Raw genomic sequence first — 22,073 nt, 5'->3', positions numbered from 1 at the left:
GATCTCCTTGACTGGATTAGGTTTTGCTGATGGCCTGCTCGGGGCAGCACTCGATGGCCTCTTGGGTGGCCGCTTCGAATTCCGTAGGTACGTCGGACGCTATTGCCTCGGCATAGCCATCGTCGGTGAGGCTGAACACCTCCGGGCACAGCGTCGTGCACACGCCGTGGCCGCGGCAGCGCTGGTCGTCGACTGTGACTTTCATGCCGGCGTGAACTCCAGGTGCAGCTCCGTCAGGCCGCGCAGGATGTACGTCGGGACGTATTGGTAGCGACGGTCATTCGCCGGCCCGTGCGCGTTCTCGTCGATCCGGATATCCGACGTCCGGTCGAGCAGCCGCTCGATCGCCACCCGGGTTTCCGCGCGCGCCAGCGGGGCGCCCGGGCAGCTGTGGATGCCGCGCCCGAACGAGATGTGCTGCCGGGCGTTCTTGCGGCCCGGGTCGAAGGTGGCCGGGTCTTCGAACCGACGGGGATCACGGTTTGCGGCCGCCTGCACCACCATCACCGTGGTTCCCGCCGGCAGGTCGACGCCGCCGACGTTGACGGGCACCCGGTTCAATCGGAAGTCGCCCTTGACCGGGCTCTCGTGTCGCAGCGACTCCTCGATGAAGTTGGGGATCAGGCTGCGGTCCTTGCGCAGCTGCGCCTGGATGTCCGGCCGCTCCCCGAGCGTCTGCAGGGCCGCGCCTAGCAGCCGCACGGTGGTCTCCTGGCCCGCGGAAAACACGTTGCTGGCAACCCGGGCCACGTCTTCGACGTCGGGGGTCGAGCCGTCCGGGTAGGTGGCCGTGGCCAGGCCGGTCAGCACGTCGTCGCGCGGCTCCCGCCGGCGGTCCCGCACGTAGTCGGAGAAGAGGTCGTAGAGGAATTCCAGCGGGCTGTGCGCCAGCGAGCCCTTGGTGCCGCCAACGCCGCCACCCGAGTGGTCGCGGATGCCCTTGACGAACTTGTCGCGGTCCTCGTCGGGCACGCCGAGCAGGTCGGCGATGACCAGCAGCGTGAACGGGCTGGCGAAGCCCTTGATGAAGTCGCCGCGGCCCGGCGCGAGGAACGTGTCGAGCACCTGGTCGGCGAGCACCCACATGGCGTCCTCGTTCTCCTTGAGGCGCTTCGGGGTGATCAGCCGCATCAGCAGCGAGCGGTGGTTGGTGTGGGTCGGCGGGTCGAGGGTGGGCAGCTGGTCGCTGAACGGCAATTCGTCGCGGTGCTTTTCGATCAGCTCGGTGATGTCGTCCCCGTCCAGCGGTACCGGAAAGCCGGGGAACGGACCGGTCACCGAGATGCAGGAGGACCACGTCTCGGCGTCGTTGAGAACCGCGCACGCCTCGTCCCACCCGGTGATCATCGTGACGTCGTGGTGGCTCTCCCGCGTGACGGGGCACCGCTGGCGCAGCGCCTCGTAATAGGGGTACGGGTCCTCGATGAGCTCGCTGCCGCGGAAGAAGTCCATCTCGGAGAATTCGTTAGCCATCTCCTGCTCCTTGAATCTCGGCTAGTGAGAACGTGCCTCTCGAAGATGAGCATTACATTTCCACACGGCCTGGTGGTCGTCAACGAGGGGGCGCATCGAAGCGCGGGGCGACGCCTGCGCGGGGTTAGCCGGCGGGGATCAGGTCGGCGGCGACCGACGGCCACGCCAGCAGCCCGCTGCGAAAGGTCTCGACGGGACCGATCGAGCCGTCGGGAAGAGCGGCGGCGGCCAGCGCCTGGGCCTTGAACGTGCGGGCGGCCATGCTCAGCCGGTGCTGCACCAGGCCGACGCTGTCGTCGAGTTCGGACGGCCATGCCTCCCCCCACAGCGTGACCTCGGTGACGCCATGGTCGAGGGCCTGCAGCACCCCCTGCCGCACCCGCGAGTCGCAGCCGAACAAGTCCGCCGCGGCCGCCAGGGCCTGCGGGCGGGGCCGGGAGTGCGCCGAGGCCAACGCGTCTTCCAGGTCGACCACCCGGGCGCCGAGGATCCGCAGCGGCCGATCGTCGGCGTGGCCGGCCAGGTCGGCCAGCAGCACGGTGACGTCCCATCCCGCCATGGCACGGTCGAAGAGCCAGCCACCGGCGAACCGCACCACGTCGAGCGCGGTGGCGGCGACCACGTCGAGCCGGTATCTCATGTCCTGGCGGGGCTCTTCTGCGGGGCGAAGTCCCGCGCCAGCGTCTCGGCGTACTGCTTGAACACCTCGGTGAGCGGTATCGATGGATCGAGCAACCATGTGGTTTCCATTCCGTGGACGAAGGCGAGGATTTCTATCGCCTTAACGGCGGGGTCTATGTCCGTTCGGTACCGGCCATCGGCCTGCCCGCGGCGGATGAGGTCGGCGACGATGTCCGTCGCGGCGCGATGCCGCGTCAGCATCCGGTCGTGCAGTGGAGCGTCGGGGAGGATGTTCTCGACCAGCAGCACCGTGAACATTCCGACCAGCTCGGGCGCCCGGCTGAACCGGTCGGCGACCTGGGCGATCTGGGCGAAGAGATCGCCGGTTCGGTCGGCGTGGAGGTCGTCGTCGAGGTCGCGGGCGTCGAGGACGGCGTGCAGGAGCTGCTCTTTGGACTCGAAGTGATGCAGCAATCCCGCGGGGGTGACGCCGGCCTCGCCGGCGATCTGGGCGAGGGTGGTGCTCCGCCAGCCGTTGCGCGTGAGCAGCCGTTGCGCGACGTCGAGGATCCGTTGCTTACGGTCCTCGCCTTTGGCGAGCAACGCGTCGTAACGCCGTGCGTCGGGCACCGGACTCCTTTGACCGATCGGCGGGTCGAACCAACCTAGTGAACACACAGTAGGTTAATTTGGCCGCTGCGACAAGGGTCACCCAGCGGTGCCGTTTCGGCGTGCGGTGAACGCCGGAGCTAGCCCACCAGCTCCACCAGGGTGGCGTTGGCGGTGCCGCCCCCCTCGCACATGGTTTGCAGCCCGTAGCGGATTCCGTTGTCGCGCATGTGGTGCGCCATCCGTGTCATCAACACCGCCCCGGACGCGCCCAGCGGGTGACCCAGCGCGATGGCGCCGCCGAGCGGGTTGACCCGGTCGGGGTCGGCCCCGGTCTCGGCCATCCAGGCCAGCGGCACCGGCGCGAAGGCCTCGTTCACTTCGAACGCGCCAACCTCGGACAGGCCGACCCCGGCCTTCTTCAGCACCTTCTCGGTCGCCGGGATGGGCCCGGTGAGCATGAGCACCGGATCGGCCCCGGTCACCGCGCCGGCCAGATAGCGCACCAGCGGGGTGAGCCCCAGCTCGACCGCCATCTCCGCGGTCGTCACGAGCAACGCGGCCGCGCCGTCGGAGATCTGCGAGGAGTTGCCCGCGTGGATGACGCCGTCTTCGGTGAAGGCCGGCTTGAGTCCGCTGAGTTTCTCGACCGTGGTCCCCCGCCGCACGCCCTCGTCGGCGGCGACGACGGTGTCGTCGCCGGTGAACACCGGTACGATCTGGTCGGCGAACGCGCCGGCGTCCTGGGCCGCCGCGGCCCGTTGGTGGGACTGGGTGGAGTAGTCGTCGAGCCGGGTGCGGGAGAAACCCCACTTCTTGGCGATCATCTCCGCCGACAGGCCCTGGTTGAAGGAGAAGTCGTCGTAGCGGGCGAGGACCTCTGGGCCGTACGGCATGCCGGTCGCCCTGGCCGAACCCAGCGGGACGCGGCTCATGACCTCGACGCCGCCGGCAACCACGACGTCCTGTTGGCCGGACATGACCGCCTGCACGGCGAAGTCGAGCGCCTGCTGGCTGGACCCGCACGCGCGGTTCACGGTCGTCCCGGGGATGGTCTCCGGCCAACCGGCGGCCAGGACGGCGTAGCGGCCGATGTTGCTGGACTGGTCGCCGACCTGGGACACACATCCCCAGATCACGTCGTCGACGACTTCCGGGCCGACACCGGCGCGTTCCAGCAACTCGTTGAGGACGACGGCGGACAGGTCGGCGGCGTGCATTCCGGACAGGCCGCCGTTGCGCTTGCCCACCGCGGTGCGCACGGCTTCGACGATGACTGTTTCGCGCATATCGCTACTCCGCCTCCTTGGATTTCGACAATGCCCACCGGCCAGTAAACGACGGCTCGCGCCGCTGCGCGAAGGCGGCATAGGCGGCGGCCGCGTCGGCGGTCGCGAAATTGCCGACCTGGGCGCGGGCCTCGTTGGCCAGCGCGTCGCGCAACGTGCTGTGCGCGCCCTCGTTCAGCAGCGCTTTGGTGTGGGCCAGGGCGACCGGCGGGCCGGCCGCCAGCCGATCGGCGAGATCGTCGACGAAGGCGTCGATCTCCGCTGCCGGCACCAGCCACGTCACCAAGTTCAACGCGTGCGCCTCCTCGGCGCCGATCGTCTCGGCGAGCAGCGCGAGCCGCTTAGCCTGTTGCAGGCCGACAAGTTTCGGCAGCAGCCACGATCCGCCGAGGTCGATCGACAGACCCCGCTTGGAAAAGATTTGGCAGAACGTCGCTTCCGGCGTTGCGACGACGAGGTCGCATCCCAGTGCGAGGTTCCATCCCGCCCCGACGGCCACCCCGGTGACCTTGGCGATCGTCGGTATCGCAAGCTCGTGCAGGGCCAGCGCCACGTCGGTCAGTCGCTGCAGCTTGTAGTTGGGATGAATGTCGTCGGGGACCGAGATGTCGGCTCCGGAGCAGAAGCTGCCGCCGGAGCCGGTGAGCACGAGCGCGCGCACGCCGCGGTCGTGACCGGCGGCATGCAGCGCATCGCGCAGCGCGATCCAGAGTTCGGGGTTGATCGCATTCTTGCGGCGCGGGCGGTTGAGCGTGAGCGTGCGTACTCCGTCGCGGTCCTCGGCCAGCAGCACGGGCTCGTCGGGCGCGGTCAATAGCTCCTCGGCAGTTTCAACACGTTGGATCCCAGGAAGTTCAGGATCATCTCCTGGCTGACCGGCGCGATCTTCATCAGCCGGGCCTCGCGGAAGTACCGCGTGATGTGGTACTCCTCCGCGTAGCCCATGCCCCCGTGAGTCTGCAGCGCCCGGTCCGCTGCGGTGAACCCGGCGTCGGCGCACAGGTATTTCGCGGTATTCGCCTCGCGCCCACAGGGTTTGCCGTTGTCGTACAACCAGGTGGCCTTGCGCAGCATCAACTCGGCGGCGTCGAGGCGTGCCAGCGAGTCGGCGAGCGGGAACTGCAGGCCCTGGTTCATGCCGATGGGCCGGCCGAAGACCTCACGCTCGTTGCCGTATTTCACCGCCTTGTCCAGCGCCACCCGACCGATGCCGAGGGCCTCGGCGGCGATCAGCATCCGCTCCGGGTTCAGCCCGTCCAGGATGTATTGAAATCCCTTGCCCTCCTCGCCGATTCGGTCCTCGACCGGAACCTCGAGATTGTCGATGAACAATTCGTTGGAGCTGACGGCGTTGCGGCCCATCTTGCGAATGGGGCGGATGTCGACCCTGTTGCGGTCGAGGTCGGTGATGAAGAGCGTCATCCCGTCGGTCTTCTTGGTCACTTCCTCATAGCTCTGGGTGCGCGTCAGCAGCAGGATCTTCGACGACTCCATCGCCTTGGAGATCCACACCTTGCGGCCGTTGACGATGTAGCGGTCGCCGTCGCGTTTGGCGAAGGTGGTGATGCGCGAGGTGTCAAGCCCGGCACCGGGTTCCGTCACGCCGAAGCACACGTGGACCTGGCCGGTGGCGACCTTCGGCAGCGTGCGCGCCTTGAGTTCGTCGGAGCCGTGCACTACCACCGGTTGCATGCCGAAGATCGACAGGTGGATCGAGCTGGCGGCGTTCATGGCCCCGCCCGACTTCGCCACCTCTTCCAGCAGGATCGTGGCTTCGGTGATCCCGAGGCCATGGCCGCCGTACTCGGTGGGGATCGTCATGCCCAGCCAGCCGCCGTCGGCGATGGCCTGATAGAACTCGAAAGGGAATTCGTGTGCGGAGTCTTTTTCCATCCAGTATTGGTCGTCGAACTTGCGCGCCAGCTCGGCGACCGACCGGCGGATCAACTCCTGGTCGTCGGTCAGCTCGAAGTTCATTCCGGCGCCGGGCACTGCTGGGTCTCCTCTTCTTCAGCGCGAGCTGGGCACACCGCCCGCTTGCGGGGGAACGCAAACTCGCATCATCGCCACCGGAGTTAAGCGAGTACGCGTCTGCTCGCGGGACCGGCGACGCCCTTAGTCCTTGTTGCCGGTGAGCGCCTTCGCGTTGGCCGCGAAGTCCGCGAACGACGAGCCGCCTCTGGCGTCCTTGTCGTGGCCCTTGGCCTTGATGGACACGTCGTGCCCCTCGGCCGCCTTGCGCAGCGCACCCACCGTCGCCTGTTCGCGCGAGATGTGGGTGAACGGGTCGAACGAATACCAGCGCATGGCGTTCTCGTGCGTCATCTTATTGATCTCGTCGTCGGGAACGTTGTTGAGGGACAACACATCCCAGAGCTCTTCCGGCGCTCCCGGCCACATCGAGTCGCTGTGCGGGTAGTCGGCTTCCCAGCAGATGTTGTCGATGCCGATCATGTTGCGCAGCGCCACGCCGACCTTGTCGCTGATGAAGCAGGTCAGGAAGTGGTCGCGGAAGACCTCGCTGGGCAGCTTGCCCTTGAAGTTCTGGTGCGTCCAGGCGGAGTGCATCTCATAGGTCCGGTCGGCGCGCTCGAGGAAGTAGGGGATCCAGCCCGTTCCGCCTTCGGACAGCGCGATTTTCAGGTCCGGGTACTCCTTGATCGGCCGCGACCACAACAGGTCCGCGGCGGCCTGCACGATGTTCATCGGCTGCAGCGTGATCATCACGTCCATCGGCGCGTCCGGCGCGGTGATGGCCAACCGACCCGAGGACCCGATGTGCACGTTCATCACGGTGTCGGTCTCCACCAGCGCTTTCCACAGCGGGTTCCAGTACTCGTCGTGGAAGCTCGGGTAGCCCATAGCGGCGGGGTTTTCGGTGAAGGTCAGCGCGTGCACGCCTTTCTTCGACACCCGGCGCACCTCGGCGGCGCACGCCTCGGCATCCCAGATCACCGGGATCGCCATCGGGATGAAGCGCGCGGGGTAGGCGCCGCACCACTCGTCGATGTGCCAGTCGTTGTAGGCCTGCACCAGCGCGATCGAGAAGTCGTTGTCGTCGGTGGCGAACAGCCGCCCGGCGAAGCCCGGGAAGGACGGGAAGCAGATTGACGCCAGGATGCCGCCGGCGTTCATGTCCTTGACGCGCTCGTCGACGTTGTAGCAACCCGGCCGGATCTCATCGAGACCCGTCGGCTCGATGCCGTACTCCTCCTTCGGCCGGCCCGCCACCGCGTTCAGCGCGACGTTGGGAATCACCGTGTCGCGGAACTTCCACATGTCCGAACCGTCGGCGTTGTGCACCAGCCGCGGCGCGTCGTCCTGGTACTTCTTCGGCAAGTGGTTCTTGAACATGTCCGGCGGCTCGACGGTGTGGTCGTCGACGCTGATCAGAATCATGTCTTCTTTGTTCATGGCCGTTGCCCTTCCGTCGGGTCCGCCTATCCGGTTCCGCTCCCACGCAGCCTGGGCGAATCGCTGTCCCGTGCCAAGATCACTAAATTGAAAACTATCTTCTCGCCAGGCGAGAATCAACATCCAGCCGACGGCCCGGCCGGCGTTTGCCCGCCCCACCGGCGACGAAACGCGCCCATCCTCGGCCCCGCAGCGGGGCCAGGATGCGCCGGGGTAGCCCGCGTCGTCGCGACCGCGCCCGGGCCGGCTTACGACGTTTCCGCTGGCACACCGCCGTTTCAACACCGGGTCGCGCACGCGGCACCTTGGCCGGGCGCGGCGTCGCCCGCCGGCATTGACCCGCCGCGCGATTCGTGCAACTCTATTGGTTGGAAATGAGAATCTGATTCTCCTAGTCCGAGAGGTGGCCGGGAGGATGGCGAGAGGGGAGCACGGATGCGGTTGCCGCCGCTGCCGGCCGATCAGTGGGACGAAGCGACCCACAAGGCGCTCTCGGCGATGCGTGACCCTGCCGCCAACAACGCGCTCAGCACCTTCGCCCACCACCCGGCGCTGGCCAAGGCGTTTCTGCGGTTCAACGTTCATCTTTTGACCTCGTCCCCGCTGCCCGCGCGCGTCCGCGAACTGGCCATCCTGCGGGTGGCGCACCGTCGCGACTGCGCCTACGAGTGGTCCCACCACGTCCGCATGGCCAAGGACGAGGGCATCACCGACGACCAGATCGCGGCGGTCAAAAATGGGAAGGCTGCCGATCCCTTCGATCGTGCGGTGATCACCGCGGTCGACGAGCTCGAAGAGAAATCGCAGATGTCCGACGAGACCTGGGCGGCGCTCGGCGAGCGCCTCGACGACCAGCAGCGGATGGATTTCGTCTTCACGGTCGGCTGCTACACCACGCTGGCCATGGCCTTCAACACTTTTGGCGTACAGCTCGAGCACGCCGATCAGAACCACTAGGAGAGGTAGAAAGGTGCCCCACTTCCCCAAGCCAGCCGCAGGCAGCTGGACAGAGAACTACCCCGAACTCGGCACGGCGCCTGTCGATTACACCGACTCGATCGATCCGGCGTTCTTCGAAGCCGAGCGCGACGCCGTCTTCAGGAAGACCTGGCTCAACGTCGGCCGCGTCAACCGGCTCCCACGCACCGGCAGCTACTTCACCAAAGAGCTGCCGTCGGCCGGCAAGGGCACGTCGGTGATCATCGTCAAGACCAAGGACGGCACCGTCAAGGCGTACCACAACGTCTGCCGGCACCGCGGAAACAAGTTGGTGTGGAACGACTTTCCCAACGAGGAAACCTCGGGCACCTGCCGACAGTTCACCTGCAAGTACCACGCCTGGCGCTACAGCCTCGACGGTGACCTGACCTTCGTTCAACAGGAAGAGGAGTTCTTCGACCTCGACAAGGGCAACTTCGGCCTGGCCCCCGTGCGGTGCGAGGTGTGGGAAGGCTTCATCTTCATCAACTTCGACTCGGGCGCGGCGCCGCTGATCGACTACCTCGGCCCACTGGCCAAGAGCATCGAGGGTTACCCCTTCGGCGAGATGACCGAGACTTACTCCTACCGCGCCGAGGTCGGCAGCAACTGGAAGCTGTTCATCGACGCGTTCGTCGAGTTCTACCACGCGCCGATCCTGCACCAGGGGCAGTACACCAAGGAGGAGGCCGCCAAGATCCAGAAGTACGGCTACGAGGCGCTGCACTACGAGTTGGCAGGCCCGCACAACCTGCAGTCGACCTGGGGCGGCCAGGCCCCGCCCCCGGACATGTCCATGGTCAAGCCGATGGACCAGGTGTTGCGCAGCGGCCTGTTCGGCCCCTGGGACAAGCCGGAGATCATCGAAAACCTCGAGCTGCCACCGGGTGTCAACGTGAAGCGGGTGCCGCAGTGGGGCATCGACTCGTGGCTCTTCTACCCGAACTTCATGCTGCTGATCTGGGAGCCGGGCTGGTACCTGACCTACCACTACTGGCCGACCGCGGTGGACAAGCACATCTTCGAGTGCACGCTGTATTTCGTCCCGCCGCGCAATGCGCGGGAGCGGCTGGCCCAGGAGTTGGCCGCCGTGACGTTCAAGGAGTACGCGCTGCAGGACGCCAACACGCTGGAGGCCACCCAGACCATGATCGGCACCCGGGCCGTCAAGGAATTCCTGCTGTGCGACCAGGAAGTCTTGATCCGTCACCTGCACAAGACCACGGGCGACTACGTGAAGGAGTATCAGAACAATGGCCACGTCGCTGCTGCCCGCTGAATTCGCCGACCTCGAGCCCTTTTTGGATTGGGACCTGGCCACCGAACCCGAGCGTTACGCCAAGCGGCTGTCCTCGACGATGGCCGAAATGCAGGCCTTCTACGACGTGGCCTTCCCCCGCCTCAACGACGTGATCGCCTACTGTGACAAGTACCCACTCGACGATCTCCCCGAGGACGCAAAGGCTCTCATGCACATGATGCAGTCGCTCGTAATGGTGTCGTTTCCGATCGAGGCGTGGAAACAGCCGAGAGTGCCCGACAGCGGCGCGGCCTGGGTGGAGTGCATCCGGGAGCCGGTGATCTAACCGGTGTTGACGCTCAGGGCCGCCGGGCTGCTTGACGTCGACGCCGGCGAGATCGTCTCCCCCGGCGTCGTCCAGGTCGAGGGCGACCGGATCGTCGGGGTCGGCGGCGAGCCGGAAGGTGAACTCATCGACCTCGGCGACCACATCCTGCTGCCGGGGCTGATGGACATGGAGGTCAACCTGTTGATGGGCGGCCGCGGCGAAAAGCCCGGACTGTCCCAGGTGCAGGATGACCCGCCGACGCGGGTGTTACGCGCTGTCGGCAACGCACGGCGCACGCTGCGCGCCGGATTCACCACCGTGCGCAACCTCGGCTTGTTCGTTAAGACCGGCGGCTACCTGTTGGACGTCGCGCTGGGCAAGGCCATCGACGCGGGCTGGATCGACGGGCCGCGCGTGGTGCCGGCCGGGCATGCGATCACGCCCACCGGCGGCCACCTGGACCCCACGATGTTCGCGGCGTTCGCCCCCCACGCGCTGGAGCTGACGGTCGAGGAGGGCATCGCCAACGGCATCGACGAGATCCGCAAGGCGGTGCGCTACCAGATCAAGCACGGGGCCGAGCTGATCAAGGTCTGTTGCTCCGGCGGGGTGATGTCCCTGACCGGTCCGCCTGGTGCGCAACATTATTCCGATGAGGAACTGCGCGCGATCGTCGACGAGGCGCACCGGCGCGGCCTGCGCGTCGCCGCGCACACGCACGGCGCCGAGGCGGTCAAGCACGCCGTCGACGCCGGCATCGACTGCATCGAGCACGGATTTTTGATCGACGACGAGGCGATCGCCGCCCTGGTCGAGCACGGCACCTTCCTGGTGAGCACCCGGCGCCTGGCCGACGGGGACGCCATGGACGTCGCGCACGCCCCGCCCGAGCTGCAGGCCAAGGCGGCCGAGATGTTCCCGAAGGCGCGCACCTCGATCGTGGCCGCGTACGAGGCGGGCGTGAAGATCGCGGTGGGCACCGACGCGCCCGCGATCCCGCACGGCCGCAATGCCGACGAGCTTGTCACCCTTGTCAACTGGGGGCTGCCGCCATTGGCGGTGTTGCGGGCGGCAACGGTGACCGCGGCCGAGCTGATCAACTCGACCGACCGCGGGCGGCTCGCGGTGGGTCAGCTCGCCGACATCATCGCGGTGCCGGGAGACCCGTTGGAAGACATCACCGTCACCCAGAACGTGAGCTTTGTCATGAAAGGCGGCAAGGTCTATGTCGACAAATCAGCAAACTCGAACTGACGACCTGGTCGAGATCCAGCAGCTGCTCGCCCGCTACGCGGTCACCATCACCCAGGAAGACATCGACGGGCTGATCGGTGTCTTCACCCCGGACGGCACCTACAGCGCCTTCGGCTCAACCTACAAGCTGGACAGGTTCCCCGAGTTGGTCGCGGCGGCCCCAAAGGGCTTGTTCCTCACCGGGACCGCTTTGATCGAGAACATCGACGGTGATTCCGCGAGCGGCACCCAGCCGTTGTGCTTCATCGACCACGCCACCCATGACATGCGGATCGGCTACTACCGCGATACCTACTGCCGCACCCCGGACGGTTGGCGGCTGAAAACCCGTGCGATGACGTTCATTCGGCGCAGCGGCGTGCACGACTCCGGGCGTCCGCACGCCATCGGCCGCCCGACGCCGTGAATGTCGAGGAATTCCGGGCGGGTTTGCGCTCGTGGCTCGACGACAATGACCTGACCCCCGGGTCCGACCACTCGCTGCAGGGCCACATGCGGCAATTCGCCCGGGTCAGCCGCGCGCTCTACGACGCCGATTGGATGCGCTACGGCTGGCCCACCGAGGTCGGTGGATTGGGTGGTCCCGCGGTCCTACGCGCGATCGTGGGCGAGGAGGTCGTCGGTCGCCGCCTCGCCGAACCCGGCCCCTATTCGATGCTCGAAGTGCTCGCACCCACGATGATCGACTACGCCCGGCCGGAGCTCGCCGCCGAAATGGTGCCCCGGCTGCTGAGCGGCGAAGAGCAATGGTGTCAAGGCTTTTCCGAGCCGGGGTCGGGCAGCGACCTGGCATCACTGACCACCCGTGCGACGCAGCGGGGCGACAACTGGATCGTCAACGGGCAGAAGGTCTGGACCAGCTTCGCGCAATTTTCGTCGCGTTGCATCCTGCTCACCCGCACCGCACCCGGCCACGACGGGATCACCGCTTTCTTCGTCGACCTCGACACGCCGGGCATCACCATCCGGCCGCTACGGACGATGCACGGCGTGGACGAATTCTGCGAGGTCTACTACGACGACGTGGTGATCCCGGGCAGCCGGATGCTGGGCCAACCGGGAGACGGCTGGCGCCTCGCCATGGACCTTCTCCCGTATGAGCGGTCCACCTGCTTCTGGCAGCGAATCGCCTACCTGTACTCGCGCTTCGACGAACTCATCGCACAGGCGTCCGACGTCGGTGAGCCGAGCGAATCCGCGCTGGGCGCAGCGTATCTGGCGCTGCACACGCTGCGCTGCCGATCCCGCGACACCCAGCACCGGCTGGGTGACGGGGCACGTCTGGGACCCGACACGTCCATCGACAAGGTACTGCTGGCCGGCGCGGAGCAACGGCTCTACGACACAGTGCGCGACCTGCTGCCCGGAACGCTGGAGCTCGACGACACGCCGTGGCGCCCCGAATACCTGTACTCGCGCGCGGCGACCATCTACGGCGGCACCGCCGAGATTCAGCGCAACATCATCGCCCGCCGGCTGCTCGACCTCGGGAAGGAGTGAACCGTGGACGGCATGACGGATCCCGAGTCGCTGAGCCTGCTGGAGGGGTCACTGCGGACGACGATGGCCGCCGCGTCGGGGGCCAAGCTCGATGCGGCGCTGACCGATCTGGGTTGGCGGGACATGCTGGACGAAATGCCCGATGTCGCCGTCTCTTTGGTATTCCGGCTGCTCGGCGAGACCGGCGCCCACGCCCCGGTCCTCAACGACGTGGTGTTACGCGGGACCGGCGCCGCGCCAAGCGACACCGCGCCGCTACCGTTCGCCGGCGGCTCCTGGGTGATTTGGGAGCGTGGCGAGATCGCCGGTTCGGCGATCGACGAGTTGTTGCCGATACACCGTGTGGCACAAGGGGATTTGTTGGCCCCGGCGGCCTTGGACGCGGCCCGGCGGGCAGTGGGCTGGTGGTTGGTCGGCGCCGGCCGAGCCATGCTGGCGCTGGCGCGCCAGCATGCTCTGGACCGCGTCCAGTTCGGCCGGCACATCAGCTCGTTCCAGGCGATCCGGCACCGGCTGGCTGAGACGCTCGTTGCGATCGAGGGTGCCGAAGCGACGCTGCACGTCGCGGCGCATTCCAACGACAGCCTTGCCTCGCTGCTGGCGAAGGCCGCCGCCGGCCAGGCCGCGCTGACCGCCGCCCGCCACTGCCAGCAGGTACTCGGCGGTATCGGCTTTACCGCCGAGCACCCGCTGCACCACCACGTCAAACGTTCGATGACGCTGGACGGTCTGCTGGGCAACACGCGAGAGCTGACCCGCGAGGCCGGAAAGACGCTGGTACACAGGGGTTTTGCGCCGCGGCTGGCGGAGCTGTGACGCCCCGGGCGTTTCTGCGGAGAAACGTGATCTGACACGGGCGCGTACACTTTCGTCTGTCCACCCGACGATGGGACGTGATGAGTCAGCCCGAGCCTCCTCGAAACGAGATGGGCGTCGCCTCGCTGCTCATCGGCGTGGTCGCGCTCCTCACGTGCTGGATGCTGCTCGGGGTGCCCTTCGGCATCGCGGCGGTGATAACGGGGGATGCGGCGCGCAGACGGGTGCAGCGGGGCGAGGCGAACAATTTCCGGACGGCATTGGCGGGCATGGCGTTAGGCGCCGTGTCGATCGCGGCCGGGCTGGTCGCGATCGGGTACTACGCTTGGCTGGACGCCCGCTAATTCCGGGGGAGTCCAAGTACGCGCTCGGCGATGATGTTCCGCTGGATTTCCGACGTGCCGCCGGCGATCGTCGCGGCGAAGCTGCGTGCGTATCGGTCGAACCAGCTGCGGTAATGACTGTCGAGGTTCAGCGCGGCGAACGGGGCGGTCACCGCGCGGTGCACCAGCCCATCCGTCTGCGCGGCATTCAGCGCGTCCTCGGACGCCCGCTGTAGGGCTTCGGAGCCCAGCAGCTTGAGCACCGATTGGGCCGGGACGTCCTCTTCCCCGCGCGCGGCCCGCGACAACGCCGCCGATCCCAACAGCCGCAACGCGTAGGCGTCCATCACCAGGGTGGCGTAGCGATCCCGCTCCAGCGAGCTCGATGGGGCGAAATCGATGCTCAGTTCGTGCAACAGGTCGACGTAACCCATCCACAGCATCACGCGTTCGTGCCCCAGGGAACCGGTGGCAACCCGCCACCCGCCGTTGAGTTCTCCCACCAGATTCTCGGCCGGCACCCGCGCGTCGGTGAAAAACACCTCGTTGAAGTCGACTTCGTCGCTGTCACACATCGAAGCGAACGGGCGGCGCACCACCCCCGGGGTATCGGTCGGGATCAGCAACACGCTAATACCCTTGTGCTTCGGCGCCTTTGGATCGGTGCGCACGAAGGTCAGCAACACGTCGGCGTCGTGGGCGCCCGACGTCCATACCTTCTGCCCGTTGACCACGAAGTGGTCACCGTCAAGCACCGCACGGGTTTTCAGCGACGCGAGGTCCGAGCCCGCCCCCGGTTCGCTCATCCCCAACGACGCGGTCATCTCGGCCCGCAATATCGGCACCGCCCAATTCCGCTTCTGTTCGGGCGTGCCGAAAGTCAATAGCGAGGCCGCGATGATGCCTACGCCCTGCGGGTTGAAGCTTTGGTAAATGCGCCGCCGCCCGAGTTCCTCCAAATACACGTACTGCTGCAGCAGCGTGGCGTTGCGCCCGCCGAACTCCGGCGGATTCCCGGGGAGCAGCCACCCGCTGTCGAACAGCAGCCGCTGCCAGCGCCGCGCCCATTCCGGGACGTGCGAGCTGGAGCGCGGCCGTTCGAACGCCTCGGCGTCGGAGGGCAGATGCGCGTCCAGGAAGGCGACGAATTCGGAGCGGAACGCCTCCACGTCGGCGTCAAAGGTGAGTTGCACGCGACTCCCCGCAACGGTCCTGAGCACTCGCCCGCGTCGGTAGATCAGGATTTCCGCCGACCGCGCGGTTCGCTCTTACGATTACGCTTCCATACACACGTCTAAGAGAATAGTATTCTCGTGGCGGGAAAGTTACAATCTCCGACACATGATCCGTGAGGGGGTCGAGCGCAGCGATGTCACGGCGTTCTCCGGTAGAGTCCAACCATGTTCTCCCCTCTCGGCAACCAGCTGAGCCGGCCGTGACCAGCCCCAGCGAGGAGCCGGCCTGGAAGCAGCGGGCCGTCGAGCGGTCGATCAAGACCGCCAAACTGCGCGCCGCACAGCGCGTTCAGCGTTTTCTGGACGCCGCCCAGGCGATCATCATCGAGAAGGGCTCCACGGACTTTACCGTGCAGGAGGTCGTCGACCGGTCCCGCCAGTCATTGCGCAGCTTCTACCTGCAGTTCGACGGCAAGCATGAGCTGCTACTGGCGCTGTTCGAAGACGCCTTGAGCCGGTCCGCCGACCAGATCCGCGCCGCCACCGAAAGCCAGGCCGATCCCCTGGAGCGCCTCAAGGTCGCCGTCCAACTCCTGTATGAGGCCTCCCGCCCGGACCCGACCGCGAAGCGCCCGCTGTTCACCGATTTTGCTCCCCGGTTGCTAGTCACGCATCCCGCTGAGGTCAAAGTGGCGCATGCCCCCCTGCTGGCTTTGCTGACCGAGCTGATGGAAGCCGCTTATGATGCCGGCAAGCTGCGGGCGGGCGTGAATGCCAAGCGCATGGCCGCGATGACCATGCAGACCGTCATGTTCATCGCGCAATCCAGCGGCGGCTCCGACGACGCGACCATCCACCCCATCACCAGCGAAGAGGTGTGGGACTTCTGCTCGCGCGGATTCGTCGGCTGACGGCGACGCCCGCAACCGGAGAACCGATCAAATACCGCACCTCATTGGCCGCCGAGAATGAGATTCTCTAATATTTAGAATTACAAATAGCCAAAACGGATTCGGCGTTGACACCCCTGCTGCGGTGGTGACAGAGTGCAAAGACGGCCAGACCCGCGGTCCCCGGGGGGACGCGGTCCCGGCTCTTCTGCGCTGAGGCGTGTGATCCATAGTCAGGAGTTGAGGTAGCCATGACCGGACGTGTTGAGGGCAAAGTCGCTTTCGTCACCGGGGCGGCACGCGGTCAGGGCCGCAGCCACGCGGTGCGGTTGGCGCAAGAGGGTGCCGACATCATCGCCGTCGACATCTGCAAGCCCATCCGCGAGGGCGTGACGGACACCGCCATCCCGGCCTCGACGCCCGAGGACCTCGCCGAAACGGCCGACCTGGTCAAGGGACACAACCGCAGGATCGTCACCGCCGAGGTCGACGTGCGCGACTTCGGCGCGCTGAAGGCGGCGGTGGACAGCGGTGTCGAACAACTCGGACGGCTGGACATCATCGTCGCCAACGCCGGGATCGGCAACGGCGGCGACACTTTGGACAAGACCAGCGAAGAAGACTGGACCGAGATGATCGACATCAACTTGGCCGGGGTGTGGAAAACCGTGAAAGCCGGTGTGCCGCATCTCCTATCGGGCGGCAGGGGCGGTTCTATCATCCTGACCAGCTCGGTCGGCGGGCTGAAGGCCTACCCCCACACCGGCCACTATGTCGCCGCCAAGCACGGTGTGGTCGGGTTGATGCGGGCCTTCGGAGTCGAATTGGGACAGCACATGATTCGCGTCAACTCGGTGCACCCGACCCACGTCAAGACACCGATGCTGCACAACGAGGGCACCTTCAAGATGTTCCGCCCGGATCTGGAGAACCCGGGACCCGATGACATGGCGCCGATCTGCCAGCTGTTCCACACCATGCCGGTCCCGTGGGTGGAGCCGATCGACGTCAGCAATGCGGTGCTGTTCTTCGCCTCCGACGAATCCCGGTACATCACCGGCGTGACCCTGCCGATCGATGCGGGTAGCTGCTTGAAATAGAGTGCCGTCCCATGGACGGGTTTGAGGGTCGTGGAACGGTCGTCACCGGCGGGGCCAGTGGGATCGGTCTGGCCACCGCCACCGAATTCGCCCGCCGGGGCGCCCGCGTGGTGCTGTCCGACGTCGACCAGCCCGGCCTGGAGCAGGCGGTAAACCACCTGCGCGCTCAGGGATTCGACGCGCATGGCGTGACATGTGACGTCCGGCATCTCCACGAGATGGTTCACCTCGCGAAGGAATCTTTCCGCCTGCTCGGCCGCGTCGACGTCGTCTTCAGCAACGCGGGCATCGTGGTCGCGGGTCCGCTCGCGCAGATGACCCACGACGACTGGCGCTGGGTCATCGACATCGACCTGTGGGGCAACATCCACGCCGTCGAGGCCTTCCTGCCGCGCCTGCTCGAGCAGGGCACGGGTGGACACCTCGCGTTCACCGCGTCCTTCGCCGGCCTCGTTCCCAATGCCGGCCTCGGGGCGTACGGCGTCGCCAAGTACGGCGTGGTCGGCCTGGCCGAGACACTGGCCCGGGAGGTCAAGGACAACGGTATCGGCGTTTCGGTGCTGTGCCCGATGGTGGTGGAGACCAAGCTGGTCTCCAATTCGGAACGGATCCGGGGCGCAGACTACGGGCTGTCGTCTTCGCCGGAGGCGGCGGACGGGACGCTCCCGACGCAGGACGAGGGCGTGACCGTCGATGACGTCGCCCGGTTGACGGCGGACGCGATCCTGGCCAACCGCCTGTACGTGCTGCCGCACGAGGCCGCCCGCGCCTCGATACGCCGCAGGTTCGAGCGCATCGACCGCATCTTCTCCGAGCAGGCCGCCGAAGGGTGGAGTCACTAACCGGATGGGCCGAGCCGGTAATCCCCTGTCTGGGGATCGTGATACCAGCCGCTCGCCGCGCGGGTGCCGCCGTCGACGTGCAGGGTCTGGCCGGTCAAATAGGCTGACATATCGGACGCCAGAAACACTGCGACGCCGGCGATCTCGTCGACGTGGCCGGCACGCCCCAGCGGCACGACGTGGCCGATGCCGGTCAGGGCCGCCTCGCCGCCCAGCTGCGCCAGCCCCTCGGTGAGCGTGATGTCGGGCGCGATCGCGTTGACCCGGATGCCGTGTGGCGCCAGCTCGAGCGCCGCGGTCTGGGTGTAGTTGATGACGCCCGCCTTGGCCGCCGCGTAGGCCGCATAACCCGGCGCGGCGCGCACTCCCTCGATCGACGTCACCGAGATGATGCTGCCGCCCCGGCCCACCGACACCAGCTGCCGCGCGACGCGCTGGGTGCACAGCAGCACGTGGCGCAGGTTGGCCCGGTAGAGCGCATCCCAACCGTTTTCACTGGTTTCCAACAGCGGTGACGAGAACACTCCGCCGGCGTTGTTGACCAGGATCGAAGGCACGCCCAGTTCGGCGATCGTGCGACGCAGCGCCTCGTCGACCTGGCCGCTGTCCCGCACATCGGTCGGAATGCCCAGGGCGCCGATTGATTCCGCGGCGTCAGCGCAGCTTTGCGGGTCCCGTTCCCAGATCGCGACCGACGCGCCGAAGGCGGCGAGCCCGGCCGCGATGCCGCGACCGATGCCCGCTCCTCCACCGGTGACCACCGCCACGCGGCCGGTGAGCAGGATGTCGGAAGGATCGATGCCCATCTTCGGTCACATCGCCGGTGCCTGGCCGAGAACGCCTTCGGCTTCCAGCTCGGCGATCTCCGCGTCGCTCAACCCGAGTTCGGTCAGCAATTCGTGGTTGTGCTGCCCGAGCAGGGGCGCGTGCCGGGTATGGAACTTCGACGGCCCGGCGGACGACCTGATCGGCACGGTGCTGAGCCTAGCCGGACCGTTGACCGGATGGTCGACTTCCTCGAAGAACCCGCGGAACGTCAGTTGATCCAGTTCGGTCTGGCGGTGCGGTTGCATGACCTTGGCCACCGGTACGCCGGCGTCCCACAGCGATGCGACGATCTCGTCGCCGCCGCGGCGCTCGCACCACGCCGACAACCGCGCGTCGATCACGTCGTGCCGCTCCTTGCGGCCGGTTGCGGTGGCCAGCGTGGGATCGGCCGCCCACGCGGGCGACCCGATCGCCGCGCGCAGGCTCTCCCACTGCGCGTCGGTGCTCACGGCGATGGCCACCCAGCAGTCGCGTAGACCGAACTCGTCGATATCGGCGCTGCGGTAGAGGTTTTGCGGCGCCGCCGCCGGCCCCCGGTTGCCGTTGCGTTCCAGCAGCGCCCCGTGCGCGGAGTATTCGATGAGCTGTTCGGCGGCGATGCTGAGCGCGGCGTCCACCATCGCCGCTTCGACGAACACGCCCTGACCGGTGCGCCGCCGGTGCGCGAGCGCCAGCAGGACCGCATTCGCGGCGTGCATGCCCGCGTTGGGGTCACCGATCGAGTAGGGATCGTAGGGCGTCCGGTCTGGGTATCCGGTCAGCCAGGTCAGCCCGGACGCCGCCTCGATCACATAGGCGAACGCCGGGTTGTCGCGCCACGGCCCGTCCAGGCCGAACCCTGGCATCCGCACCAGCACCGCATCGGGCTTGATGGCCTGCACGGCACCGAAATCCAGCCCGATCTGATCGAGGACGCGGGGCGTGAAGTTCTCCACGACCACGTCACACGTCGCGATGAGGCGGCGCAGTAGGTCCCGCCCGCGCGCGCTCTGCAGGTCCAGCGTCACGTCTTTCTTGTTGGTGTTGAGGGCCGCGAAAATCGGCGACCTCTCCCACCACTGGGCTTCGGTGACCGCAACGCCGGCGATCAGCCGGGTGCCGTCGGGCCGGCGGGCGGACTCGACGTGGATGACCTCGGCGCCCAGCATCGCCAGGAAATGCGTGCAGCACGGACCGGCCCAGAAGGTCGTCATGTCGAGCACGCGAACCCCGTTCAGCGGCAGCGGATTCGCGGGCCGGCCCGGTCGCGGGCGGGGGGTGAGTTTCGCGGTACGGTAACGCGTCGTGTGCTCCCCCGTCCGCGGCGCCGGTTGCGGCCGGCGCAGCATCGGAGGGTGCAGCCGGTAGGGATGGCCCGGCTGGACGAACCGGCCGCCGGGGTTGCGCACGAACGAGCCGCGTTCGACAAAGTGGTCGAGGGATGCGACGTTGGCGCCGTTGGCAACAGGAGCGTTGGGGATCCGAAACGCCGTCGCGAGTTCTCGGATCTCGTCGACCGTATGGTCTTCGAACCACGCATAGATCTCGTCGGCATTGAGGTTGGCCCGCTCGGTGATCGTCAGGTCCACGTCCTCGTCGATCCATTCCGGCCGGCCGATCATCGCGCACAAGTCGAACCACTGTTGCGCGGTCCCGCAGCCGACGTCCACCAGTCCGTCCTTGGCCCGGGCCACGCCCGGCACGGTGAGGCGCCGTGCGTCGCGCCACGGCCGCCCGAGCATCTCGAAATAGGTGACGGGATAGTAAGTCAGCGACAAGATCTGGGTTTCCAGCATGGACAGGTCCAGGAGCTGGCCGGCGCCGCCACCGACACTGCCGTACCGCGACGCCAGTAGCGCCGCGCTCGCATAGACCCCGGCCACCCACTCGCCGACCTGTCCGCCCACGAAGACCGGTGCGCGGTCCGGTTCGCCACGCCCGAGCCCGATGATGCCGCCCGACCATGCCTGCAGCGTGAATTCGGTTGCCGCACGGTCGCGCCAGGGGCCCTGTAGTCCGAAGGGCGTGATCGACATGACGGTGAGGTGCGGGTGGCGGCGGTGGATCGCTGCTGGCGAAAACCGCGAGTGTTCGGCGAGTTTCGAGCCGCGAGACCATACCACCGCATCCGCGGCCGAGAGCAGCCTGTCGACCAGCTCGACGTCATCGTCGATGCCCGGATCCGCGACGACGCTGTGCTTGGATCCGGCCAAAAAGTCGAACAGAGCCCCGCCGCCGTCGGGCGGTATGGCGGCGCAGGAGGCGGACCAGCAGCGCAGTGCGTCGCCGCCCGGCGGCTCGACTTTGACCACGTCGGCGCCGCCGTCGGCGAGCAACCTGGTGCAGTAGGCCCCCGCTATTCCGGTGGATAGGTCGATCACGGTATCGCCGGCCAACGGGGGTTCGACGGCGGATTCCCCCACTACCGCTTCCGCTTTCGATCGGGGTGCTTCTTGGCGCCCTTGCGGGCCTTCTTACTCAGGCGCCATTCCGGGGGGAACTTGCTGTCGTTGTCTTTCACCGCCCCGCCCAGCCCGCGGCCGATGGCGTCACGGAGCGTGAAGTCGTCGTCGCCGTCGGGTCGGACGGCACCGCCCATCGACTCGAGGAGCCCGCTGAGCATGCTGCCCAGGTATTCGCCCTGAAACTGCTTCATGATCTCGAAGAAGACTTTCTGCATGAACACGGTGTCGGTGGGGCGGTTGCGGGCGCAGGCCAGCGCGTATCGCTGGACTTCGGCTTCGAGTTCCGCTCGGGGGACCACACTGTTGAGGAAATTGCAGTCGTACATCTCCGCGGCGGTGAAAGCCCTTCCGGTAAAGACCATTTCCTGGAACTTGCGGATTCCCATCGTCTGCGCCCACCACCACATCCGGGGTCCCCAGCCGTAGTACCGGAACGACGGATGGCCGAAGAGCGCGTCGTCGCTGGAGATCACCAGATCCGCGTCGGCCGCCTGATAGAAATGCCAGCCGTAGCAGTAGCCCTTGGCCTCGAGGATGCTAATTTTCTTGAAGTCCTGCAGGCCGCGGATGCCCGAGTTCGGGTTGGCGTACCACTGGCCGAGGGTGGCGCCGCGCCGAAAAGAACCCTCGGGCGGAAACGTCACCCCCTCGTCGCCGATCCGGTACTCGGCCAGCCGGTCATTGGGGTCCGCCGAATTCTGCGCCGCCATCTCCTCGAGGAGATCCGCTCCCGAGCCGAGGTCCTCGCCGGCCCCGCGGACCACCAGCACCTTGACCCCGTCATCGATCGAGGCGCGGTGCAACAGGTCGGCGTAGCGCAGCCGCCCGGCGATGGTGGGTGCGTTCAGCTGATCCGGCCGATCGAACGTGATGGTGGCGATGCGCGTCTCGGCGTCCTTGTGGTACCTGATGATGTCCTCGGCCGGGGGATCCGGCTTGTCGGACATGG

The 22,073-nt window shown here is 67.0% G+C and carries 23 protein-coding genes; 11 read left to right on the top strand and 12 right to left on the bottom strand.

From position 1 onward, the window contains the following. Positions 1-16 precede the first annotated feature (16 nt). From ACEL92_RS04425 to ACEL92_RS04390, 8 genes are all read right to left on the bottom strand, one after another. Positions 17-205, bottom strand: coding sequence for a ferredoxin (locus tag ACEL92_RS04425; RefSeq protein WP_067758425.1), 189 nt, complete (start codon positions 203-205; stop codon positions 17-19). Further along, positions 202-1,473, bottom strand: coding sequence for a cytochrome P450 (locus ACEL92_RS04420; RefSeq protein ID WP_374024424.1), 1,272 nt, complete (start codon positions 1,471-1,473; stop codon positions 202-204). Before ACEL92_RS04420 ends, ACEL92_RS04425 begins: the two co-directional genes overlap by 4 nt. A 124-nt stretch (positions 1,474-1,597) precedes the next feature. Continuing rightward, a complete protein-coding gene (locus ACEL92_RS04415; RefSeq protein WP_374024423.1) occupies positions 1,598-2,113 on the bottom strand; it encodes a hypothetical protein in 516 nt (171 codons plus the stop codon). Further along, positions 2,110-2,724 (bottom strand): TetR/AcrR family transcriptional regulator, encoded by a 615-nt coding sequence (locus ACEL92_RS04410; RefSeq protein WP_374024422.1) that lies wholly within the window; start codon positions 2,722-2,724, stop codon positions 2,110-2,112. The genes ACEL92_RS04415 and ACEL92_RS04410 overlap by 4 nt, the downstream gene beginning before the upstream one ends. Before the next feature lie 119 nt (positions 2,725-2,843). Further along, on the bottom strand, positions 2,844-3,992 hold the full coding sequence (locus tag ACEL92_RS04405; RefSeq protein ID WP_374024421.1) for an acetyl-CoA C-acyltransferase: 1,149 nt from the start codon (positions 3,990-3,992) through the stop codon (positions 2,844-2,846). 4 nt (positions 3,993-3,996) lie between these two features. Beyond that, positions 3,997-4,806, bottom strand: coding sequence for an enoyl-CoA hydratase/isomerase family protein (locus ACEL92_RS04400; protein ID WP_374024420.1), 810 nt, complete (start codon positions 4,804-4,806; stop codon positions 3,997-3,999). Next, positions 4,803-5,969, bottom strand: a complete 1,167-nt coding sequence (locus tag ACEL92_RS04395; protein ID WP_374026074.1) for an acyl-CoA dehydrogenase family protein — start codon at positions 5,967-5,969, stop codon at positions 4,803-4,805. The genes ACEL92_RS04400 and ACEL92_RS04395 overlap by 4 nt, the downstream gene beginning before the upstream one ends. Positions 5,970-6,107: 138 nt before the next feature. Further along, positions 6,108-7,406 carry an amidohydrolase family protein gene (locus ACEL92_RS04390; protein ID WP_374024418.1) on the bottom strand — a complete coding sequence of 433 codons (1,299 nt, stop codon included), beginning with the start codon at positions 7,404-7,406 and terminating at the stop codon, positions 6,108-6,110. Between the two features lie 435 nt (positions 7,407-7,841). Between ACEL92_RS04390 and ACEL92_RS04385 the strand changes: the two genes are divergently transcribed. The 8 genes from ACEL92_RS04385 (at position 7,842) to ACEL92_RS04350 (ending at position 13,866) form a co-directional block, all read left to right on the top strand. Next, positions 7,842-8,363: a carboxymuconolactone decarboxylase family protein gene (locus tag ACEL92_RS04385; protein ID WP_374024416.1), complete on the top strand. Its 522-nt coding sequence runs from the start codon at positions 7,842-7,844 to the stop codon at positions 8,361-8,363. Between the two features lie 13 nt (positions 8,364-8,376). Beyond that, on the top strand, positions 8,377-9,663 hold the full coding sequence (locus ACEL92_RS04380; protein ID WP_374024415.1) for an aromatic ring-hydroxylating dioxygenase subunit alpha: 1,287 nt from the start codon (positions 8,377-8,379) through the stop codon (positions 9,661-9,663). Then, the gene (locus ACEL92_RS04375) at positions 9,638-9,970 is read left to right on the top strand and encodes a hypothetical protein (protein ID WP_073876722.1); all 333 of its coding nucleotides are present in this window, start codon (positions 9,638-9,640) and stop codon (positions 9,968-9,970) included. The genes ACEL92_RS04380 and ACEL92_RS04375 overlap by 26 nt, the downstream gene beginning before the upstream one ends. A 3-nt stretch (positions 9,971-9,973) precedes the next feature. Continuing rightward, complete coding sequence (locus tag ACEL92_RS04370) at positions 9,974-11,206, top strand: amidohydrolase family protein (protein ID WP_374024414.1); 1,233 nt, start codon at positions 9,974-9,976, stop codon at positions 11,204-11,206. After that, positions 11,178-11,612 (top strand): nuclear transport factor 2 family protein, encoded by a 435-nt coding sequence (locus ACEL92_RS04365; protein WP_374024413.1) that lies wholly within the window; start codon positions 11,178-11,180, stop codon positions 11,610-11,612. Before ACEL92_RS04370 ends, ACEL92_RS04365 begins: the two co-directional genes overlap by 29 nt. Beyond that, positions 11,609-12,706 (top strand): acyl-CoA dehydrogenase family protein, encoded by a 1,098-nt coding sequence (locus ACEL92_RS04360; protein ID WP_374024412.1) that lies wholly within the window; start codon positions 11,609-11,611, stop codon positions 12,704-12,706. The genes ACEL92_RS04365 and ACEL92_RS04360 overlap by 4 nt, the downstream gene beginning before the upstream one ends. A 12-nt stretch (positions 12,707-12,718) precedes the next feature. Further along, positions 12,719-13,522, top strand: coding sequence for an acyl-CoA dehydrogenase family protein (locus ACEL92_RS04355; protein WP_374026073.1), 804 nt, complete (start codon positions 12,719-12,721; stop codon positions 13,520-13,522). An 80-nt stretch (positions 13,523-13,602) separates the two neighbouring features. Continuing rightward, positions 13,603-13,866 carry a DUF4190 domain-containing protein gene (locus ACEL92_RS04350; RefSeq protein ID WP_374024411.1) on the top strand — a complete coding sequence of 88 codons (264 nt, stop codon included), beginning with the start codon at positions 13,603-13,605 and terminating at the stop codon, positions 13,864-13,866. Here the strand turns inward: ACEL92_RS04350 and ACEL92_RS04345 are convergent. Beyond that, positions 13,863-15,038, bottom strand: a complete 1,176-nt coding sequence (locus tag ACEL92_RS04345; RefSeq protein ID WP_374024410.1) for an acyl-CoA dehydrogenase family protein — start codon at positions 15,036-15,038, stop codon at positions 13,863-13,865. The two genes, ACEL92_RS04350 and ACEL92_RS04345, sit on opposite strands and share 4 nt — an antisense overlap. 242 nt (positions 15,039-15,280) lie before the next feature. Here ACEL92_RS04345 and ACEL92_RS04340 point away from each other — a divergent pair, with 242 nt between their 5' ends. The 3 genes from ACEL92_RS04340 (at position 15,281) to ACEL92_RS04330 (ending at position 17,852) form a co-directional block, all read left to right on the top strand. Further along, positions 15,281-15,931 (top strand): TetR/AcrR family transcriptional regulator, encoded by a 651-nt coding sequence (locus ACEL92_RS04340; RefSeq protein WP_374024409.1) that lies wholly within the window; start codon positions 15,281-15,283, stop codon positions 15,929-15,931. 230 nt (positions 15,932-16,161) lie between these two features. After that, positions 16,162-17,010: a mycofactocin-coupled SDR family oxidoreductase gene (locus tag ACEL92_RS04335; RefSeq protein ID WP_374024408.1), complete on the top strand. Its 849-nt coding sequence runs from the start codon at positions 16,162-16,164 to the stop codon at positions 17,008-17,010. 11 nt (positions 17,011-17,021) lie between these two features. Beyond that, a complete protein-coding gene (locus ACEL92_RS04330) occupies positions 17,022-17,852 on the top strand; it encodes an SDR family NAD(P)-dependent oxidoreductase (protein ID WP_374024407.1) in 831 nt (276 codons plus the stop codon). On the opposite strand, the gene ACEL92_RS04325 is transcribed toward ACEL92_RS04330, so the two are convergent. Genes ACEL92_RS04325 through ACEL92_RS04315 form a run of 3 tightly spaced genes read right to left on the bottom strand, consistent with a single transcriptional unit; the run spans position 17,849 to position 22,071 of the window. Next, entirely contained in the window at positions 17,849-18,658 is an 810-nt protein-coding gene (locus ACEL92_RS04325; RefSeq protein WP_374024406.1) for an SDR family NAD(P)-dependent oxidoreductase, read from the bottom strand. The genes ACEL92_RS04330 and ACEL92_RS04325 overlap by 4 nt on opposite strands. Positions 18,659-18,664: 6 nt before the next feature. After that, positions 18,665-21,082, bottom strand: a complete 2,418-nt coding sequence (locus tag ACEL92_RS04320; RefSeq protein WP_374024405.1) for a CaiB/BaiF CoA transferase family protein — start codon at positions 21,080-21,082, stop codon at positions 18,665-18,667. Next, positions 21,082-22,071: an enoyl-CoA hydratase/isomerase family protein gene (locus tag ACEL92_RS04315; protein WP_374024404.1), complete on the bottom strand. Its 990-nt coding sequence runs from the start codon at positions 22,069-22,071 to the stop codon at positions 21,082-21,084. The genes ACEL92_RS04320 and ACEL92_RS04315 overlap by 1 nt, the downstream gene beginning before the upstream one ends. Positions 22,072-22,073 lie beyond the last annotated feature (2 nt).

Origin of the sequence: Mycobacterium hainanense (assembly GCF_041890355.1) — a bacterium.
Classification (GTDB): Bacteria; Actinomycetota; Actinomycetes; order Mycobacteriales; family Mycobacteriaceae; genus Mycobacterium; species Mycobacterium hainanense.
The sequence above is the reverse complement of the archived record's forward strand: the minus strand, read 5'-3'. Positions and strand labels throughout refer to the sequence as shown.

What these genes read in the sequence shown, in the direction of transcription:
- ACEL92_RS04390 (WP_374024418.1), bottom strand. Translation starts at nt 7,406, where the DNA reads ATGAACAAAGAAGACATGATTCTGATCAGCGTCGACGACCACACCGTC.
- ACEL92_RS04385 (WP_374024416.1), top strand. Translation starts at nt 7,842, where the DNA reads ATGCGGTTGCCGCCGCTGCCGGCCGATCAGTGGGACGAAGCGACCCAC.
- ACEL92_RS04415 (WP_374024423.1), bottom strand. Translation starts at nt 2,113, where the DNA reads ATGAGATACCGGCTCGACGTGGTCGCCGCCACCGCGCTCGACGTGGTG.
- ACEL92_RS04330 (WP_374024407.1), top strand. Translation starts at nt 17,022, where the DNA reads ATGGACGGGTTTGAGGGTCGTGGAACGGTCGTCACCGGCGGGGCCAGT.
- ACEL92_RS04365 (WP_374024413.1), top strand. Translation starts at nt 11,178, where the DNA reads ATGTCGACAAATCAGCAAACTCGAACTGACGACCTGGTCGAGATCCAG.
- ACEL92_RS04315 (WP_374024404.1), bottom strand. Translation starts at nt 22,071, where the DNA reads ATGTCCGACAAGCCGGATCCCCCGGCCGAGGACATCATCAGGTACCAC.
- ACEL92_RS04405 (WP_374024421.1), bottom strand. Translation starts at nt 3,992, where the DNA reads ATGCGCGAAACAGTCATCGTCGAAGCCGTGCGCACCGCGGTGGGCAAG.
- ACEL92_RS04355 (WP_374026073.1), top strand. Translation starts at nt 12,719, where the DNA reads ATGACGGATCCCGAGTCGCTGAGCCTGCTGGAGGGGTCACTGCGGACG.
- ACEL92_RS04335 (WP_374024408.1), top strand. Translation starts at nt 16,162, where the DNA reads ATGACCGGACGTGTTGAGGGCAAAGTCGCTTTCGTCACCGGGGCGGCA.
- ACEL92_RS04395 (WP_374026074.1), bottom strand. Translation starts at nt 5,969, where the DNA reads ATGAACTTCGAGCTGACCGACGACCAGGAGTTGATCCGCCGGTCGGTC.
- ACEL92_RS04375 (WP_073876722.1), top strand. Translation starts at nt 9,638, where the DNA reads ATGGCCACGTCGCTGCTGCCCGCTGAATTCGCCGACCTCGAGCCCTTT.
- ACEL92_RS04425 (WP_067758425.1), bottom strand. Translation starts at nt 205, where the DNA reads ATGAAAGTCACAGTCGACGACCAGCGCTGCCGCGGCCACGGCGTGTGC.
- ACEL92_RS04325 (WP_374024406.1), bottom strand. Translation starts at nt 18,658, where the DNA reads ATGGGCATCGATCCTTCCGACATCCTGCTCACCGGCCGCGTGGCGGTG.
- ACEL92_RS04420 (WP_374024424.1), bottom strand. Translation starts at nt 1,473, where the DNA reads ATGGCTAACGAATTCTCCGAGATGGACTTCTTCCGCGGCAGCGAGCTC.
- ACEL92_RS04350 (WP_374024411.1), top strand. Translation starts at nt 13,603, where the DNA reads ATGAGTCAGCCCGAGCCTCCTCGAAACGAGATGGGCGTCGCCTCGCTG.